A 15997-nucleotide genomic window follows, 5' to 3' on the forward strand; every position below is an offset into this window, starting at 1 on the left:
GGATCGGCCGCAGGCCGAGACAGGTGAGGGGGAGACCACCTCTATCTATGCCTTAACCCCACCAATTGCCCGCTCGACCATTCCACCTGTCCCGCCAGGTCCAGTTCCAGCAGCAGCACCTGCATGGCGTGGGGCGCAATCCCGGTTTGGGTGATCAGTTCATCGACCTCGACCGGCGTGGTGGACAGCGCCTCCAGCAATCGCAGCCGCTCGCTTTCCGCCGGCGGCGCCATGCCGACGCATTCACCCTCGGGCTGCCATTCGGGATCGAACAGCGCCGTCCGCGCTGGATCGGCATTGCCGAGCCCTTCGATGATATCCTGCGCATTGGTCACCAGCCGCGCCCCCTGCTGGATCAGCGCATTGCCGCCCTCGGCGCGCGGGTCCAGCGGCGAGCCCGGCACGGCGAAGACCTCGCGATTCTGCTCAAGCGCCAGCCGCGCCGTGATCAGCGAGCCGGAGCGTTTCGCCGCCTCGACCACTACCACGCCCAACGACAGACCGGAAACCAGCCGGTTACGCCTCGGAAAGTCGCGGGCCCGCGGCTCCCAGCCCAGCGGCATTTCGGTCAGCAATGCTCCGCCATGATCGAGAATGTCATGAGCCAGCGGAATGTTTTCCTGCGGATAGATGCAGTCGAAGCCGCCGGCCAGAACCGCCATCGTGCCGGTGTCGAGCGCGGCGCGATGGGCGGCGCTGTCGATGCCGCGCGCCAGCCCCGAGACCACGCAATAGCCCTGCCCGCCCAATTCTCCCGCCAGCAGCCGCGTCATCTTCAACCCGGCGGCCGAGGCATTGCGGGCGCCGACAATGCCCACGCTGCGCTGCCAGTCGAGCTTGTCGCCGCCCGCCATGGTCAGCAGTGGCGGCGCCCCGGCAATGTAATTGAGATGGCGCGGATAATCCGGCTCTCCCTGCGCCACCAGCCGGGCGCCATAACGCGACAGCCCGGCGATCTCGTCTTCGGCCCGGCTCTGGCCGATGACCTCCAGCCGTCGCCCTGCCCGCTTGCTCAGGTCCGGCAGAGCGGCAATGGCCGCCTCGGCCGAGCCGAAGCGATTGAGCAATTGGCGGAAGGTGACCGGGCCAATATTGTCGGTGCGGACCAGCCGCAGCCAGGCGATGCGTTGGGCGGGCGTGAGTGTCGTATGCCCCCGCCCCGCCAAGATCAGCCGGCCTTCTTGCCGCCGTCGATCCTGGACTCGGTTCCCCTGAGCAACCGGCCGATATTGTCCCGGTGCTGGAAGAACAGCAGCAGGGCCAGCGCCAGCACCACGAGGGCCAGCCGCTCGCTGCCCAGCACATAGGCGAAGATCGGGGCCGTGGCCGCCGCCGTCAGCGCCGCCAGCGACGAGATCTTGCGGGCCAGGGCGATCAGCAGCCACACGGCGCAGAAGATCAGTCCCACCGGCCAGTTCAGCGCCAGCAGCGAACCGATCATCACCGCCACGCCCTTGCCGCCCTTGAAGCCGAGCCAGGCCGGAAAGCAATGCCCGAGGAAAGCTCCCAAAGCCGCCACCCGCGCCGCGTCCTCGCCCCAGAAATGCCGCGCGATCAGGATAGGCACCACGGCCTTGAGCGCGTCGAGCACCAGGGTCGCCGCCGCCAGCCGCCTATCGCCGGTGCGCAGCACATTGGTGGCGCCGATATTGCCCGAGCCGATAGTGCGGATATCGCCCAGCCCGGCCGCCCGGGTCAGCAGCAATCCGAAGGGGATCGACCCGGCCAGATAGCCCAGCGCGGCGGCATAGATCAGCGGTAGAATGTCGGCGGCCATGAAAACGGCGTCTCCCTTTTGCAGCAGATTTAGCCTCTTGGGCGGTCCGCTCACAAGGGGGCAGGCGCTTTTGCCCCCGGGGCCGTGTCAATTCCCGCGAAAACGAAATTTGGCAAAGCGCCGACGATCACCTACATAAAGGTCAATTCCCCTAAGCCCCCGCTCATGGCCAAAACACCAAAAACAAAAAAATCATCCGGCCCCAGACGCCCGCGCCTGCCCGCTGCCGGTGACCTGCCGAGCCGCGAACAGCTGCTCGAAGCCCTGGCGCAGCAGGACGACATCAAGGGCAAGCGCGACCTGGCGAAAGTCTTCGGCATTCGCGGCGACCTGCGCCGGCCGTTCAAGGCCATGCTGGCCGAACTCGAAGCCGAAGGCGTCATCACCCGTACCCGCAAGACGCTGCGCCGCACCGCCGCCCTGCCCGCCGTCACCGTGCTCGACATTCCCGCCGATGCCGATCCGGACGATCTGCACGCCTTCCCGGCGCAATGGAATCCGGAAGAAGGCGAAATGCCGCGCATCCGTGTGCTGGTCGATGCGAAATCCCGCGTCGTGCCCGCGCCCGGCGACCGCATCCTGGCGCGCATCGATGCCGGCGACGATATTGTGCCGGACTATTCCGCCCGGCCGATGAAGGTGCTGGACAAGCCGCGCCGCGCCCATATCGGCATCGTCCGCATGGATAATGAAGGCGCGCGCCTGCTTCCGGTCGACCGCAAGCAGAAGGAAATGCGCATTCCGCTGGGCGATCTCGGCGCCGCAGAGGATGGCGACCTGGTCGAGGTCGAGGTCAGGCTTTCCGGCCGGCTGATGATTCCCCGCGCCCGCGTCACCGCCGTCATCGGCAATCCGAAATCGGAAGGCGCGGTTTCCCTCATCGCCATCCACAATCTCGAAATCCCGCATATTTTCCCGGCCAGCGTCATCCGCGAAGCCGACGCGGCGCCGGAAGCCAGTCTCAAGGGCCGCGAGGACTGGCGCGACCTGCCGCTGATCACCATCGACCCCGCCGACGCCAAGGACCACGACGACGCCGTGCATGCGGCAGAGGACGAGGACGAGAACAATCCCGGCGGCCATGTCGTCACCGTCGCCATTGCCGACGTCGCCGCCTATGTGCGCCCCGGCACGGCGCTCGACCGCGAAGCCTATCTGCGCGGCAATTCGGTCTATTTCCCCGATCGCGTCGTGCCCATGCTGCCCGAACGCATCTCTAACGATCTCTGCTCGCTGAAACAGGGCGAGGCCCGCCCGGCTTTGGCCGCCCGCATGGTATTCGGCGCCGATGGCCGCAAGCGCAGCCATTCCTTCCACCGCATCCTCATGCGCTCGGCGGCCAAATTGTCCTATCAGCAGGCCCAGGCCGCCATTGACGGCCATCCCGACGACCAGGCCGGTCCGCTGCTCGAACCGATCCTCAAGCCGCTCTGGGCCGCCTATCGGGCCATGGGCAAGGCCCGCGACCAGCGCGCCCCGCTCGATCTCGATCTGCCCGAACGGAAAATCCTGCTCGACGATCAGGGCATGGTGCGCGACATCCGCATTCCCGAACGGCTCGACGCCCATCGCCTGATCGAGGAAATGATGATCGCCGCCAATGTCGCGGCCGCGGAGACTTTGGAGCGGAAGCAAAGCGAATTGCTCTACCGCGTTCACGACGAGCCTTCGGCGGAAAAGCTCCAGGCGCTGCGCGACTTTCTCGGCAGTCTAGATATCGCGGTGAAAAAGTCCGATTCCGTCCGTGCCGCCGATTTCAACGGCATTCTCGGCCAGGCCCGCAAGGCCGGCAATATCGAGCAGGTCAGCGAAATGGTGCTGCGCAGCCAGGCGCAGGCCGAATATGCCGCCGAGAATTACGGCCATTTCGGCCTCAATCTCGACCGCTACGCCCATTTCACCTCGCCCATCCGCCGCTATGCCGACCTCATCGCCCATCGCGCCCTGATCAGGGCCCTCGATCTGGGCAAGGATGGGCTCACCGATGAGGAAGCGGCCAAGCTGCCCGGCATCGCCCAGCATATTTCGGCCACCGAGCGCCGCGCCATGCTGGCCGAACGCGAAACCTCGGATCGGCTGCTGGCCCAATATCTCGCCGACCGCATCGGGGCCCGCTTCGACGGGCGCATTTCTGGGGTCACCCGCTCCGGCCTCTTCATCCGCCTCAGCGAAACCGGAGCCGATGGCTTCATTCCCGCCTCGACGCTCGGCCAGGACTATTACCGCTATGTCGAGGAACGCCAGGCCATGATCGGCGAACGCAGCGGGGAAACCTTCACCCTGGGCGACCGCGTCGAGGTGCGCCTGCTGGAGGCCGCGCCAATCGCCGGCGCCTTGCTGTTCGAGCTCCTGTCCGAAGGCAGGCGCGGCAATCCGCCATCTGGTCGCCGTCCGCGAAAGCCATCATTCAGGAGCCTTGGCTCCAAGGGCCGGGGAAAGCGATAAATGATGATCGAACAGACGAATACGCACGACGAGCGCAGTCTCGGACGCGGCATGTGGCGCGGCACGCTCTGCCGCTGCCCCCATTGCGGCCAGGGCAAGATGTTCCGCTCCTATCTCAAGGTCGCCGACCAGTGCGGCGTCTGCGGCGAAGAACTCAACCATCATCGCGCCGACGACTTCCCGCCCTATATCGCCATCACCATCGTCGGCCACATCATCATCTTCCTGATGCTGCATATGGACATGACCTATCGGGTCGAGCCGCTTACCTATCTGATCACCATGATCCCGCTGGCCATCATCCTCCCGCTGATCATGCTGCCGCCCATCAAGGGCTCCATTGTCGGCCTGCAATGGGCCAATCGCATGTATGGATTCGGACCGTCCCGGGTGGCGGATTGATCCGAGGTCCAAGACTACGAGAGCTATGCTCGATTCGAGGGCAGCCGGTGAACCTCACCCGAAGCGGCTTCCCTCCCTGGCCTTGACCATCTCCCTGGGCCGGAACCGCAATCCCGACCATTCAGCGTCGATGGCGACCTGGCGCACCGGCCGCCATCCCGCTGCCGCCAGCGCCTCCCATCCGCTATCGCGGCTCAGTCCCGCCACCCGACCCGCTTCGCCTTTGCGATAGCCGACCCAGAACAGCCCGTCGGGCGGCATTTCCGCCAGGATGCGCGGCACCAGCGCCGCCACCTCGGCCGGCGAGTCGAAAAAGGCCAGCGCTCCCTCATATGGGTCTTTTTCATGGACCGGCTCGACCTCGGCGCCGGCGGTCAATTCCTCGGCGATACGCTGCGGCACATTGATCAGCCACAGCTTGCTGCCGGAGCGGATTTGCAATTTGTGCAACAATTCGGTCGGCGCGCTCATTCCGGTCTCCATCTCGCCCTGCTATCGACTTGACAACGGGCCGCAAATCCGTAGGTTGCGCGCAAATTCAGCGCCGCCCCGTCTGCGGCGCCTTTCGCTCTTTGAAGGACCACTATCATGGCCAAGGCCGCCACCATCAAGATCAAGCTCGTCTCGACGGCCGATACCGGCTTCTACTACGTGACGAAGAAAAACGCCCGTACCCAGACCGATAAGCTGGCCTTCCGCAAATACGACCCGGTCGTGCGCAAGCATGTCGAGTTCAAGGAAGCCAAGATCAAGTAATCTTGCCTTCCAATGTCGAATGAACAAAACCCCGCAAGCGATTGCGGGGTTTTGTTTTTCCGATCGGTCCTTCCCGCGTTCGATCTGTCATCCCCGCGAAGGCGGGGACCTCCGTTACGGTGCCGCAAACAAAACAGAGATTCCCGCTTTCGCGGGAATGACCCGGTGGATTACCCCACTACTCATCACCCTGCCCCGCCACCCCACGCTCATCACCCTGCCGCCCCCCTCCCACGCTCATCACGCTGCCCACCAACCCACCGCTCGTCACCCTGCCGCCATCCCACCGCTCGTCACCCTCGCGCTTGACGCGAGGGCACTTGCGGCGCCGGCAACCCCTGGCGTCAAGCGCGAGGGTGAGGAATAGGCGAAGGGATAAGAAAAAGGTGGGCTGGTCCGGCGCGGCATGTCGAAGAGGCCACTCTGTCCGCTGCCGGACCAGCCGCCCTACGGGGACTCAGGAGTTGCGGCGGACCTGAGAAATGGCCGTAGGGATCGGGGGGCCTATCGGGGAATACCCTTAGGCCGTCATTCGGAAACCTATGCCCAGGCCGGCTAAAAACCAAGCGTTTCCAGTCGCTTCGCCGCGACAAGTGTTTGTTAATTATAACAGATAACCCTAATGGGCGGCATTTGACCTATTGGGCGGTGCAAGCCCGCCCGCCGGATTCTTGCCCCATGCCCGCCGCCCGAGCGCCGGATCAGGCCGCGTCGAAGATGACGCGGTTCCGCCCCTCGCGCTTGGCCCGATATAGCGCCACATCGGCGCGCTTGATCATGCCTTCGGGCGTATCGGCCAGATGTTCGTTCAGCGACACCCCCACCGATACCGTCACCACCAGCGGCCGCGCCGTACCGACCGCGAAGGGCTTTTCGGCGATGGACTGGCGCACCCGCTCGGCGACGGCCTCGGCCTGTACCGTGTCAGTATCGGGCATCAGCACCACGAATTCCTCGCCGCCGAAGCGGCAGGCCAGGTCGACGCCCCTGATATTGCGCCGCAGCCGCGCCGAAAATTCGCGCAAGACGCGATCGCCGACATCGTGGCCATGCGCGTCGTTGACCGCCTTGAAGTAATCGATATCGAGGATCATCAGCGCCAGGTCGCGCTCCTGCTCCAGCGCCTTGCCCAGCATCACATTGAGATGGCGGTCGAAATAGCGCCGGTTGTAGAGCCCGGTCAGTTCGTCCGTGACCGCCAGGGCCATGGTGTTGCTGACACTTTGGCGCAGTTCCAATGCGTAGCGATGGCGGCGGATTTGCGTGCGCACCCGCGCCAGCAATTCGTTGCGCTCCACCGGGCGGTGGATGAAATCATTGATTCCCAGGTCGAGCGCCCTGACCACAAGCGGCTTGTCGGCCGGATCGGCCATCAGGATGATCGGCAGGTTGCGGGTATGCTCGACGGTGCGCACCTGCGAGCAGACGCGCAGCGGGTCGAAATCGTCCAGGCTCATGCTGACCAGCGCCAGGTCGTATTGCGCCCCCGTCACCTGGAACACCGCATCGGCCGGCTGGGTCAGGATATCGACCCGATGTTCCGGCGTCAGATAATTCTTGATGCGCTCGGCATGGCGCGCGTCGCTGTCGATGATCAGGATCGAACCGTCGCTGGCGGAAATCGAATCCATCGCCCGCAAGGCGTCCTCGACGGCGATCTGCTGGCCGGTCAGGGCCCGGGCGCGCAATTCGTCGGTCAGCGATTTCAGCCGCACCAGGCTTTTCACCCGCGCCATCAGCTGGGTGTCGTCCACCGGCTTGGTCAGGAAATCGTCGGCGCCGGCATCCAGCCCCTGCACCCGGTCCGAAGGCTGGTCGAGCGCGGTGATCATCAAGACCGGAACATGGTGGGTCCTGGGATCGGCCTTCAGGCGGCGGCATACCTCGAAGCCGTCCATTTCCGGCATCATCACGTCGAGCAGGACGATGTCGATCTCCCGCTCCTGGCAGATGGCCAGCGCCTCCGCACCGGAGCAGGCGCTCACAACCTCGTAATATTCGGCGGTAAGGCGCGCCTCCAGCAGACGAACATTCGTTGGAATATCATCGACGATCAGAACGCGCGCAGTCACACCGCTACCCCGGGAAAAACACCGGCCCGCCGGCACGCTCTTGCCGGCGTCGAGCCCGCCCGAAAGCCATCGCGCTCCGCGATGGCGTCATTCAGGCCGGACCAATGTAATGGGCAATGGTTTCCAGAAAGTGAGACACCGAGATGGGCTTGGATATATAGCCCTCGCAGCCGCCCTGCAAAATCCGCTCCTCGTCGCCCTTCATGGCAAAGGCGGTGACGGCGATGACCGGGATATGGGCCAGTTGCTCGTCATCCTTGAGCCATTTGGTCACCACCAGGCCGGAGACTTCGGGCAATTGGATATCCATCAGGATCAGGTCCGGCATATGGGCGCGCGCCAGATCGAGCGCTTCCATGCCGTTGCGGGTCTGGATGATGTCATAGCCGCGTGATTCCAGCAGGTCGTTGAAGAGCTTCATATTGAGCTCGTTGTCTTCGACGATCATCACAGTCTTGGGCATTTTTCCTCGCTTGGACGCTGCATGCGCCCTGGGCATCCAGCCCGCCACGGACCGTTCCCGCGACAGCGGGAACCTCCGTTTCCTTCATTCTCCGCAACGGACTTGCCGCTTTCGCGGCAACGACTCGGTGCTATGTTGGCACCACTGCGATCCTTCGCATCGTCCGCCAATTCAGCTAGCATTGAAACCGTTACAAAACATCCAATGAGGCCTGCCTTGCCCGTTTCCGACCGCGCCGCGCCGGACGTTTCCGCCCTTGCCGATGCCTGCCTTGGCTATCTCGCGGACAATCCCGAGGAGCTTCTGGCCTTCATGCAGCATGCCGGTTTCGATCCCCAGAACCTGCGCGCTTCGGTCGGCACATTGCGGTTGCAACATGGCCTCATCGACTATTTTGCCGCAAATGAAGCGATTCTGCTCGCCCTCTGCGCCAATGCGGGCTTTTCGCCCGAATCCTTCATGCGCGTCTGGCACAGGCTCAACGGAGGAGAGTGAATGGCCCAGGACTGGCTCTGCCGCGATTGCCTTGAAAGCGGGGCCGGCGCCATGGTGCCTGACCGCTGCCCGGCTTGCGGTTCGCCGCGCCTGCGGAGCCATGACGAGCTTTTCGCCCTCTCCATCGCCCATGTCGATTGCGACGCCTTCTACGCCTCGGTGGAAAAGCGCGACGATCCCAGCCTGCGCGACAAGCCGCTGATCATCGGCGGCGGGGTGCGCGGCGTCGTCTCCACCTGCTGCTACATTGCCCGTCAGTCCGGGGTGCGCTCGGCCATGCCGATGTTCAAGGCCCGCGACCTCTGCCCCGATGCGGTGATCATCAAGCCGGACATGGCCAAATATGTCGAGGTCAGCCGCCGGATAAGGCAGCACATGGAAGCGCTGACCCCGCTGGTGGAGCCCATTTCCATCGACGAGGCCTTTCTCGACCTCACCGGCACCGAGCGCGTCCACAAGGCGCCCCCTGCCCTGACCCTGGCGCGCTTCGCCCGCACCATCGAGCAGGAGATCGGCGTCACCATCTCGGTGGGGCTCAGCCACAACAAGTTTCTCGCCAAGGTCGGCTCCGATCTCGACAAACCGCGCGGCTTCGCCGTCATCGGCAAGGCGGAAACCCTGGATTTCCTGGCGCCGCAGCCGATCAGCCTCATTTTCGGCGTCGGCAAGGTCTTCTACGAGACCCTCAAGAAGGACGGCTATTACACCATCGGCCAGCTCCAGCGGGAGGACCCGTCCCGCCTTATGCGCCTTTATGGCGAATCGGGCGCCCGCCTGGCCCGCCTCGCCCAGGGCGATGACAGCCGTCGCGTCTCCATCGACGGCGAGATGAAGACCATTTCCTCCGAAACCACCTTCAACCGCGATCTGGCGACGCTGGACGAGCTGTCCACCGAATTGCTCAAATGCAGCGAGCGGCTGTCCGAGCGCCTCAAATCCAGGAATGTCGTCGGCGACACAGTGACCCTGAAACTCAAGACCGCCGGATTTCGGTTGCGTAGCCGGGCCCGACACCTGATGATGCCGACACAGCTTGCCAATGTGCTTTATGAAACGGGCATGAGTCTGTTGCAGCGCGAAGCCGACGGCACCCCGTTCCGGTTGATCGGCATCGGCGTTTCGGGCATCGAGGCGGCGGACGGCTCCGATCCCACCGATCTGCTGGAGCCGCTGGTGGCGCGCAAGGCGGCGGCGGAGCGGGCCATGGACATCGTCCGCAACCGTTTCGGGCAGACCGCCCTGGTGCGCGGCAAGCTCTACAAGAATCGATCCGGCGCGCCGCCGGCTCCAATGTCAGAAGAAGAAGCAGAAGACCTCGAAGGCAACACCAGATGACCGATCCTATCCAGAAACTCCGCGAATATGGCTACGAACTCCCGGCCGCCAAGGCCCCGGTGGCCAGCTATGTGCCCGTCACCCGCTCCGGCAACCTGATCTATGTATCCGGGCAGATTTCCAGCGACACGTCCGGCGTAGTCCAGGGCCGGCTTGGCGACAATATGAACGTGGTCCAGGGCGGCAATGCCGCCGAACTCTGCGCCGTCAACATTCTCGCACAGGTCGTTCACATGGCCGGCGTGCCGCTTCAGGACATCAAGCAGATTCTCAAGCTCACCGTGCTCGTGGCGTCCGATCCCGAATTCACCGAGCAGCACCTGGTCGCCAATGGCGCTTCCAACCTGTTGGTGGGCGTGCTGGGCGACAAGGGCAAGCATGCCCGCGCCGCCTTCGGCGTCGTTGCCCTGCCGCTCGGCGCCGCCGTCGAAATCGACGCCGTCATCGAGGTCTGAGGCCAGGCTTGAACCGGGGGCCGCGCGCCCCCATATCGGCCCGGCATTCCTCAAGGCTCATTCAGCAGTGCCAGAACAAGCCTATACGGCGACAATCCATCCCTCCAGTTCCGCCATTCCGGAGGCGGTCTGGAACGGCCTCGTCCCCGCGACGGCAGGGATTGCCGACAATCCCTTCCTCGACCATGCCTTTTTCCGCGCCCTCGAGGAATCCGGCTGCGCCACCGGCAAGACCGGCTGGCAGCCGCAGCATATCCTGCTCAGCGACCAAACCGGCCAGCCTGTCGGCCTGCTGCCGCTATTCCTCAAATCCCATTCCATGGGCGAATATGTCTTCGACCATGGCTGGGCCAATGCGCTTGAGCGCGCCGGCGGCCATTATTACCCCAAGCTGCAAGGCTCGGTGCCCTTCACCCCCGCCACCGCGCCCAAGCTGCTGGTGCCGTCCGGTTCGCTGCAAGCCCAGGCCGCGCTGCTGCAAACCGCCCAGCAGCTCGCCACCCGCCTCGATGCGTCCTCGGTGCATCTCACTTTCCTGCCCGAACCCGAGGCGGAACTGGCCGGCTCCCTCGACTGGCTGCGCCGCACCGACACGCAATTTCACTGGCACAACCGCGATTATGCCAGTTTCGAGCACTTCCTCGAAACCCTGTCCTCGCGCAAGCGCAAGACCATCCGCCGCGAGCGCCGCGACGCGCTGGCCGATGGCCTGACGGTGCGCTGGCTCACCGGCCGGGACATCGAGGAGCGCCATTGGGACGCCTTTTTCGATTTTTACGAGGATACCGGCGCCCGCAAATGGGGCCGCCCCTATCTCAACCGCGCCTTCTTCTCGCTGCTCGGCCAATATATGGCCGACAGCGTGGTTCTGATGCTCGCCTATGACGGCAATGAGCCCATTGCCGGCGCCATCAATTTCCGGGGCCGCGACCGCCTCTATGGCCGCAATTGGGGCGCCGTCCGCGACGTGCCCTTCCTGCATTTCGAAATCTGCTATTACCAGGCCATCGACTATGCCATCGCCCACCAGCTCGCCGTGGTCGAGGCCGGGGCCCAGGGCGAGCACAAGCTGGCCCGCGGCTACGAGCCGGTCAGCACCCATTCCGTCCACTGGATCGCCCATCCCGGCCTCCGCCACGCCATCGCCGATTATCTCGAAGACGAGCGCTCGGCGGTCGAGCGTCAGCAGGAAATGCTCGAAACCTTCACCCCGTTCCGGAAGGGCGAGCGGCAGGAGCGTTGAACCGCCGCCCCTTCCCTCCTGCGTCGCGCCGCCCTACACATTGGGCGCAACGAGTCCCCGGGAGCCATACATGTCCTACGATTCCGCCAATATCTTCGCCAAGATCCTCAAAGGCGAGCTGCCCTGCCACAAGGTCTATGAGGACGACACGGCGCTGGTGATGATGGATATCTTCCCCCAGTCGACGGGCCACGCGCTGGTCATCCCCAAAACCCCGTCCCGCAATCTTCTCGACGCCGATCCCGCCGCGCTGTCCGCCATCATGCCGCTGGTCCAGCGGGTTGCCGCCGCGATCATGGCCGCCACCGATGCCGATGGCATCCGTCTCGCCCAGTTCAACGAGGCCCCGGCCGGCCAGACGGTGTTCCACCTGCATTTCCACCTCATTCCCGCTTACGAAGGCGTGGCCCTCGCTCCTCATGGCGGCGGCAAGGCCGACGATGCGGAACTGGCCGCCCTGGCCAGCGCCATCGCGGCAAGGCTCTAGCGCAGATGTCTTCATGACCCCGGCCCGCCATCTAATCCTCGGCATGATCCTCACCGCCGCCGCCGGCTTCATCGATGCCGTCGGCTTCATCGAGCTGGGCGGCTTCTTCATTTCCTTCATGAGCGGCAACACCACCCATGGCGGCACGGCCCTGGTCGAGGGCGCCTGGCCGGTATTCAGACTCACCCTGTCGCTGGTGGCGCTGTTTTTCGTCGGCAGCATCCTGGCCACACTGCTCGCCACCTCCAGTGCCCGCTGGGGCGGCGCTGCCGTCAGTTTCGGGGTCACGCTGGGCGTGGCCTGTTCCCTGGCCCTGACCCTTGGCGGCTTCCCGCCCAGCCAGACCATGCTGGTCCTGGCCGCCGCCGCCGGCGCGCAGAACGCCATCCTGCCCATGCGCGGCGCCGTGCGGCTGGGCGCCACTTTCGTCACCGGAACGCTCTATGTCGCCGGCCAGGATCTGGCGCTGGCGCTCAAGGGCAAGGCGCCGCCCTGGCGCTGGGCCCAGCATCTGGCCGTCTGGCTCGGCCTGCTCGGCGGCGCCATCCTGGGCGCCCTGCTCTACCGCTTCATCGGCATCGGCGCGCTCGCCCTGCCCGTCGCCATCTATGCCGCCTTCACGCTCTACCATCTGCGCGCCGCCCGCCACGCCTGAACCGGGCGGCCGCTTTCCAACACCGCTCCCCGGACCTTATGGCCAGCGCCCCTGCGCCCCCTCTCCCTCTGGGGGAGAGGGCTGGGGTGAGGGGGCCTTCCGGCAAATTCGCATGGGTGAAAAGGCCCCCTCACCCGGCCCTGTGGGCCGACCTCTCTCCCAAGGGAGAGGTAAGGTTCCGAGCCCTCCAACACCCCTCCGAACAAGCCCCGCTTCCCCACAAGCTCATGGTGAGCCTGTCGAACCGCGAGGCCGGCCAAGTGAAGCCCACCCCCATACAAAAAAGGCCGGGATCGCTCCCGGCCTTCGCTCTTAGTTCTTTTCCGCCGTAGCCTTGGGCTTTTTCGGCTTGGGCAGCGCCTTGGGCTTGGCCGGGCGCGGCGGCACCGCCACCAGTTCCAGCTTGGCTTCGCTGCCTTCGCCAACCACGGCCACCGTCACCGAGCCGCCATTGACCAATTCGCCGAACAGCACTTGGTCGGCCAGCGGCTTCTTGACGTGCTCCTGGATCACGCGGCCCAGCGGGCGGGCGCCCATGCGCTCGTCATAGCCGTGCTCGGCCAGCCAGTCGGCGGCTTCCGGGGTGAGGTTGATCGTGACGCCGCGCTCGGCCAATTGGCCTTCGAGCTGCAACACGAACTTCTCCACCACCCGGCGCACCACGTCGCGCGGCAACGGCGCGAAGGAGATGATCGCATCGAGCCGGTTGCGGAATTCGGGGCTGAAAGTGCGGTTGATCGCCTCTTCATCGTCCCCCTGCTCGCGCTTGCGGCCGAAGCCGATGGGCGCGCGGGCCAGTTCGGCGGCGCCGACATTGGAGGTCATGATCAGGATGACATTGCGGAAATCGACCGCCTTGCCATTGTGATCGGTCAGCTTGCCATGGTCCATCACCTGCAACAGCACGTTGTAGAGATCGGGATGCGCCTTCTCGATTTCGTCCAGCAGCACCACGCAATGCGGATGCTGGTCGACGCCATCGGTGAGCAGTCCGCCCTGATCGAAGCCGACATAGCCCGGCGGCGCGCCGATCAGCCGGCTGATCGTGTGCCGCTCCATATATTCCGACATGTCGAAGCGCAGCAATTCCACGCCCAGCGTATCGGCGAGCTGCTTGGCCACCTCGGTCTTGCCCACGCCGGTCGGACCGGTGAACAGGTAGGAGCCGATGGGCTTTTCCGGCTCCCGCAGGCCGGCGCGGGCCAGCTTGATCGCCGAGGACAGCGCCGAAATCGCCTGCTCCTGTCCGAACACCACATTGTGCAGGCTGCGCTCCAGGCTCGACAGCAATTCCGCGTCGGACTTGGAAACCGACCGGGGCGGAATCCGCGCGATCGAGGCGATGGTCGCTTCGATGTCCTCGGTTTCGATCAGCTTCTTGCGCTGGTCTTCCGGCAGCAGCATCTGGCTGGCCCCGGTCTCGTCGATCACGTCGATCGCCTTGTCCGGCAGCTTGCGGTCGGTGATGTAGCGGGCGCTCAATTCCACGGCGGCCTTGAGGGCATCGTCCGTGTATTTGAGCTTGTGGAAGTCCTCGAAATAGGGCCGCAGGCCCTTCACGATCTCGATGGCATCGGGAACGCTGGGCTCGTTGACGTCGATCTTCTGGAACCGGCGGACCAGCGCCCGGTCCTTCTCGAAGAACTGGCGATATTCCTTGTAGGTGGTCGAGCCGATGCAGCGGATCGCCCCGCTCGCCAAAGCGGGCTTAAGCAGGTTCGAGGCATCGAGCGCCCCCCCGGAAGTGGCGCCGGCGCCGATCATGGTGTGAATTTCGTCGATGAAGAGCACCGCATGCGGCATCTTTTCGAGTTCCTTCATCACCGCTTTCAGCCGCTCTTCGAAATCGCCGCGATAGCGGGTACCGGCCAGCAGCGAGCCCATGTCGAGCGCATAGATCACCGCTTCCTTGAGCACTTCGGGCACGTCGCCTTCGATGATCTTGCGGGCCAGGCCCTCGGCAATGGCGGTCTTGCCGACGCCCGCGTCACCCACATAGAGCGGATTGTTCTTGGAGCGGCGGCACAGCACCTGGATGGTGCGGCGCAATTCGGCATCGCGGCCGATCACCGGATCGATCTTGCCGGCGCGGGCCTTCTCGTTGAGGTTGACGCAGAAATCGGCCAGCGCCGAGCTCTTCTTGCCTTCCGCCCCGCCTTCGGCGGCGCCCTCGCCGTCCTCGGCGCCGCGCACCTTGCGCTCCTCGCTCGGGCCGGACTTGGTGATGCCGTGGGAGATGAAATTGACCGCGTCCAGCCGGCTCATGTCCTGCTGTTCGAGGAAATAGGCGGCATGGCTCTCGCGTTCGGCAAAGATGGCGACGAGCACATTGGCGCCCGTGACCTCTTCCCGGCCGGAGGATTGCACATGGATGACCGCGCGCTGGATCACCCGCTGGAAGGCGGCAGTGGGCCGCGCATCCTGGCCGTTGGGCACGATCAGGCTGTCCAGTTCTTCGTTGATGAAATCTTCGAGGTCGCTCTTGAGCGCGTCGATATCGACATCGCACCCGGTCAGCACCGCGATCGTCTCGCGGTCCTCGGTCAGGGCGAGCAGCAGATGTTCGAGCGTGGCGAACTCATGGTTGCGCTCACGGGCCAGGTTCATCGCCTGGTGCAGGGCCTTTTCGAGTCCGCGCGAAAATGAGGGCATATGATATTCCTACTGTTTTTCCATCACGCATTGCAGCGGATGCTGGTTCTTGCGTGCCGTATCCATCACCCGGGTCACCTTGGTCTCGGCAACCTCGTATGGATATACGCCGCACTCACCCACCCCCTTCTGGTGCACGTGCAGCATGATCTGCATGGCGTCTTCGCGTGACTTGTTGAAGACGTCCTGCAGGACCAGAACGACGAATTCCATCGGCGTGTAGTCGTCGTTGAGCAGCAGAACCCGATAGAGGTTCGGCCTTTTGGTTTTGGGACGCGTCTTGGTCACCGTCCCGGTTTCGAAATTGGCGTCGTCTCCGCCCCGGCGGCGGCCATCGTCATCCTCGGGTCCGCCCACGGCGATAGGACGCGCGCGGCCGGCGCGGCTCGGCAGGGGTGATAAGGGCAGATTGGGAGTCATGGTCATGGCAATGGCCGCCTGAGGAAAACGACGCAGCAGGTTGGACCCATTATGTAGGCAAAATCGGGCCAGTGTTAAGGCCTGTCGGTTCGCGAATATGTGAGAGGCGGAATAAGTCACAAATCCGCGGCTAAATCGCGCCGCGGCAAGCCTCGATGGTAACAGTCTGTTACCCGCTTGCAGCGGCAGCGGACAAATCGATCGCATTTTACGGAATGGTAACGGCATGGGCGTAGCTTCATCGAAAGGATGATGATCGGGGTGTGAGGGCTCCCCGAAAATCGCCGCGTCAAACGAGTTGCGTACGGGCAGGATGCCCGAGATAAGTAATTGGAGTACC

16 protein-coding genes are annotated in these 15997 nt (G+C 64.5%); 9 read left to right on the forward strand and 7 right to left on the reverse strand.

What is annotated here, in order from left to right; genetic code table 11:
- Positions 1 to 41 precede the first annotated feature (41 nt).
- Positions 42 to 1169, reverse strand: a complete 1128-nt coding sequence (dprA, locus tag O9Z70_RS07690) for a DNA-processing protein DprA (RefSeq protein ID WP_502870188.1) — start codon at positions 1167 to 1169, stop codon at positions 42 to 44.
- Positions 1169 to 1777, reverse strand: coding sequence for a glycerol-3-phosphate 1-O-acyltransferase PlsY (gene plsY / locus O9Z70_RS07695; RefSeq protein ID WP_286021880.1), 609 nt, complete (start codon positions 1775 to 1777; stop codon positions 1169 to 1171). Before plsY ends, dprA begins: the two co-directional genes overlap by 1 nt.
- A 165-nt stretch (positions 1778 to 1942) precedes the next feature.
- On the opposite strand from plsY, the gene rnr reads away from it, so the two are divergent.
- Both rnr and O9Z70_RS07705 read left to right on the forward strand, forming a co-directional pair.
- Positions 1943 to 4222: a ribonuclease R gene (gene rnr / locus O9Z70_RS07700; protein ID WP_286021881.1), complete on the forward strand. Its 2280-nt coding sequence runs from the start codon at positions 1943 to 1945 to the stop codon at positions 4220 to 4222.
- Positions 4223 to 4624, forward strand: a complete 402-nt coding sequence (locus O9Z70_RS07705) for a DUF983 domain-containing protein (RefSeq protein ID WP_286021882.1) — start codon at positions 4223 to 4225, stop codon at positions 4622 to 4624. It abuts the gene before it with no gap.
- Positions 4625 to 4678: 54 nt separating this feature from the next.
- Here the strand turns inward: O9Z70_RS07705 and O9Z70_RS07710 are convergent, their stop codons facing one another.
- Positions 4679 to 5095: a hypothetical protein gene (locus tag O9Z70_RS07710; protein WP_286021883.1), complete on the reverse strand. Its 417-nt coding sequence runs from the start codon at positions 5093 to 5095 to the stop codon at positions 4679 to 4681.
- A gap of 117 nt (positions 5096 to 5212) precedes the next feature.
- Between O9Z70_RS07710 and rpmG the strand changes: the two genes are divergently transcribed.
- The gene (gene rpmG / locus O9Z70_RS07715; RefSeq protein ID WP_286021884.1) at positions 5213 to 5380 is read left to right on the forward strand and encodes a 50S ribosomal protein L33; all 168 of its coding nucleotides are present in this window, start codon (positions 5213 to 5215) and stop codon (positions 5378 to 5380) included.
- A gap of 701 nt (positions 5381 to 6081) precedes the next feature.
- Here rpmG and O9Z70_RS07720 read toward each other — a convergent pair.
- Both O9Z70_RS07720 and O9Z70_RS07725 read right to left on the reverse strand, forming a co-directional pair.
- A complete protein-coding gene (locus O9Z70_RS07720) occupies positions 6082 to 7452 on the reverse strand; it encodes a PleD family two-component system response regulator (protein WP_286021885.1) in 1371 nt (456 codons plus the stop codon).
- A 91-nt stretch (positions 7453 to 7543) separates the two neighbouring features.
- A complete protein-coding gene (locus tag O9Z70_RS07725) occupies positions 7544 to 7915 on the reverse strand; it encodes a response regulator (protein WP_286021886.1) in 372 nt (123 codons plus the stop codon).
- A gap of 132 nt (positions 7916 to 8047) precedes the next feature.
- On the opposite strand from O9Z70_RS07725, the gene O9Z70_RS07730 reads away from it, so the two are divergent.
- From O9Z70_RS07730 to O9Z70_RS07755, 6 genes are all read left to right on the forward strand, one after another.
- Complete coding sequence (locus tag O9Z70_RS07730; RefSeq protein ID WP_286021887.1) at positions 8048 to 8410, forward strand: DUF3572 family protein; 363 nt, start codon at positions 8048 to 8050, stop codon at positions 8408 to 8410.
- Positions 8411 to 9745 (forward strand): DNA polymerase IV, encoded by a 1335-nt coding sequence (locus tag O9Z70_RS07735; protein ID WP_286021888.1) that lies wholly within the window; start codon positions 8411 to 8413, stop codon positions 9743 to 9745.
- Complete coding sequence (locus O9Z70_RS07740; protein ID WP_286021889.1) at positions 9742 to 10200, forward strand: RidA family protein; 459 nt, start codon at positions 9742 to 9744, stop codon at positions 10198 to 10200. Before O9Z70_RS07735 ends, O9Z70_RS07740 begins: the two co-directional genes overlap by 4 nt.
- Positions 10201 to 10267: 67 nt before the next feature.
- Positions 10268 to 11443, forward strand: coding sequence for a GNAT family N-acetyltransferase (locus O9Z70_RS07745; protein ID WP_286021890.1), 1176 nt, complete (start codon positions 10268 to 10270; stop codon positions 11441 to 11443).
- 70 nt (positions 11444 to 11513) lie between these two features.
- Entirely contained in the window at positions 11514 to 11930 is a 417-nt protein-coding gene (locus tag O9Z70_RS07750; protein ID WP_286021891.1) for an HIT family protein, read from the forward strand.
- A 13-nt stretch (positions 11931 to 11943) separates the two neighbouring features.
- On the forward strand, positions 11944 to 12585 hold the full coding sequence (locus O9Z70_RS07755; protein WP_286021892.1) for a YoaK family protein: 642 nt from the start codon (positions 11944 to 11946) through the stop codon (positions 12583 to 12585).
- Positions 12586 to 12897: 312 nt separating this feature from the next.
- Here the strand turns inward: O9Z70_RS07755 and clpA are convergent, their stop codons facing one another.
- Positions 12898 to 15237 (reverse strand): ATP-dependent Clp protease ATP-binding subunit ClpA, encoded by a 2340-nt coding sequence (gene clpA / locus O9Z70_RS07760; RefSeq protein ID WP_286021893.1) that lies wholly within the window; start codon positions 15235 to 15237, stop codon positions 12898 to 12900.
- Between the two features lie 9 nt (positions 15238 to 15246).
- A complete protein-coding gene (gene clpS / locus O9Z70_RS07765; protein WP_286021894.1) occupies positions 15247 to 15663 on the reverse strand; it encodes an ATP-dependent Clp protease adapter ClpS in 417 nt (138 codons plus the stop codon).
- Between the last annotated feature and the right edge of the window lie 334 nt (positions 15664 to 15997).

It is taken from the genome of Devosia sp. YIM 151766 (genome assembly GCF_030285925.1).
Classification (GTDB): domain Bacteria; phylum Pseudomonadota; class Alphaproteobacteria; order Rhizobiales; family Devosiaceae; genus Devosia.

Coding starts and splice junctions, on each gene's coding strand:
- plsY (WP_286021880.1), bottom strand. CDS start 1,777: ATGGCCGCCGACATTCTACCGCTGATCTATGCCGCCGCGCTGGGCTAT.
- rnr (WP_286021881.1), top strand. CDS start 1,943: ATGGCCAAAACACCAAAAACAAAAAAATCATCCGGCCCCAGACGCCCG.
- O9Z70_RS07705 (WP_286021882.1), top strand. CDS start 4,223: ATGATGATCGAACAGACGAATACGCACGACGAGCGCAGTCTCGGACGC.
- O9Z70_RS07710 (WP_286021883.1), bottom strand. CDS start 5,095: ATGAGCGCGCCGACCGAATTGTTGCACAAATTGCAAATCCGCTCCGGC.
- rpmG (WP_286021884.1), top strand. CDS start 5,213: ATGGCCAAGGCCGCCACCATCAAGATCAAGCTCGTCTCGACGGCCGAT.
- O9Z70_RS07725 (WP_286021886.1), bottom strand. CDS start 7,915: ATGCCCAAGACTGTGATGATCGTCGAAGACAACGAGCTCAATATGAAG.
- O9Z70_RS07730 (WP_286021887.1), top strand. CDS start 8,048: ATGTTGGCACCACTGCGATCCTTCGCATCGTCCGCCAATTCAGCTAGC.
- O9Z70_RS07735 (WP_286021888.1), top strand. CDS start 8,411: ATGGCCCAGGACTGGCTCTGCCGCGATTGCCTTGAAAGCGGGGCCGGC.
- O9Z70_RS07740 (WP_286021889.1), top strand. CDS start 9,742: ATGACCGATCCTATCCAGAAACTCCGCGAATATGGCTACGAACTCCCG.
- O9Z70_RS07750 (WP_286021891.1), top strand. CDS start 11,514: ATGTCCTACGATTCCGCCAATATCTTCGCCAAGATCCTCAAAGGCGAG.
- O9Z70_RS07755 (WP_286021892.1), top strand. CDS start 11,944: ATGACCCCGGCCCGCCATCTAATCCTCGGCATGATCCTCACCGCCGCC.
- clpA (WP_286021893.1), bottom strand. CDS start 15,237: ATGCCCTCATTTTCGCGCGGACTCGAAAAGGCCCTGCACCAGGCGATG.
- clpS (WP_286021894.1), bottom strand. CDS start 15,663: ATGACCATGACTCCCAATCTGCCCTTATCACCCCTGCCGAGCCGCGCC.